Source organism: Methylobacterium oryzisoli (assembly GCF_046557895.1).
GTDB lineage: Bacteria > Pseudomonadota > Alphaproteobacteria > Rhizobiales > Beijerinckiaceae > Methylobacterium > Methylobacterium oryzisoli.
The window spans coordinates 1-1,355 of the sequence record NZ_JBKIBX010000115.1 but is presented as its reverse complement, the minus strand read 5'-3'; the positions used below and the strand labels follow the sequence as shown (position 1 = coordinate 1,355).

1 protein-coding gene is annotated in these 1,355 nt (G+C 55.2%); it reads left to right on the top strand.

Annotation, left to right across the window (positions count from 1 at the left end; translation table 11 throughout):
• The first annotated feature begins 346 nt into the window (after positions 1–346).
• Positions 347–1,000 carry a hypothetical protein gene (locus ACKUB9_RS34275; RefSeq protein WP_407531162.1) on the top strand — a complete coding sequence of 218 codons (654 nt, stop codon included), beginning with the start codon at positions 347–349 and terminating at the stop codon, positions 998–1,000.
• The last annotated feature ends 355 nt before the right edge of the window (positions 1,001–1,355 follow it).

Here is a 1,355-nt window from a genome sequence, read left to right as displayed (position 1 = left end):
ATCGTAGTAGACGGCCGGCAGACGGCCTCTACTCAGCAGTCGCGCGGATGGGCTGGCGGTCGAAGGTCCGATTGGATGAGCCGCGCCCGCAGCCGCTCTCGGCCCAGCCACTCCATCCTCCGCGCCCGTCTCTCGTGCAGGCCACGGTCATGATCCTCGTCAGCCTTTTCTCGCAGGCAGTCTGACGCCAGGGCCTGACGTCCGTGATTTGAAACAGCACCTCCGAATCGGAAACAGGAAGCTTGCACCCGGTTCGGCCGGCGAGTAGAACGAACTCACGCCGGTCATTAGACTGGCCGGCGAGAGATGAAAACCTCACATCGCTGGTGTTAATTTCAGTACTGCGTTGATCTTGCTACCAGAGGGGTCGTTTGACTCCGATGTTGCAACTTTTTCACGCCTGCGTTTTCCTGCAAAAAGCTTATTGAGAGTGATCGTTATGTCTGTTGTTGTCTCCCCCAACGCTCCTGCTTGCACCATCTACACCATGTATGTGCGCCGCCGCCTTGGCAGACGCGTCACGCTGCCTGCTTATACACTCAGAGGCGTGATCGATTGCTGCCCCTCTATCGGGAATGATACTTTCGTTGATTATAGCCATCGCACCGACTTCTGGCGTATATATACGAGAGACCGCAATCTCGATCTTGTGCTCAGATGCTATGGGATCACCGTTCAACGCATCGAAGAGGATAACATTGCCCCGGGCCTTCGCCTAATGGCAGGCTCCGAAGTGCACAAACTTGCGTATCGACGCGCCAAAAGATCGGAAGTAATTCGGTCTTTGTCAGAATTTATCGAAGCATCCTTAGAGGGTTCTTCGAGTTATTGCTGTTTTGAACGGCTCACACAGTATGAAATTGATTTCAATAATGGGCTTACCCCCTCGATCGAGGTTCGATTTAATTTTTCCGATCTTGAGCATCACATGAATAGCTACACACAGCACGTCCTTCGCTTCTGCCATCTCATTAGCAATGAGTCGCCCAAAAAAATCTGATTGTTGAAGCTGCGTCGAACTTCGTGCTCGGCAGGCTCGGAGTTCGATGCACCTGTGGGAACTACCGTGCTGTCCATGCCGTGACAGTTCTCCCGATCATGGCCCGCACTGGTGCCGAAGCGATCGGCCCGGCTTCCACGAATCTGATCAGGTAGGTTCGATGGTGGGGCGAGCAGACCGTTCTCGCAGCGTTGAAGGGAACGCTCAAGGACGGTTGGCAGCGGGGCAGGCGCAAAGCCGTTCCGCTGCCCTCCGTTTGCCCACCGATCGCCCACAGAGGCCCAAGAAACGACGAAGCCGCCCGAAGGCGGCTTTCTCGTAAGACGTTCTGTTCGGTTGGGAAAATTGGAGCGGG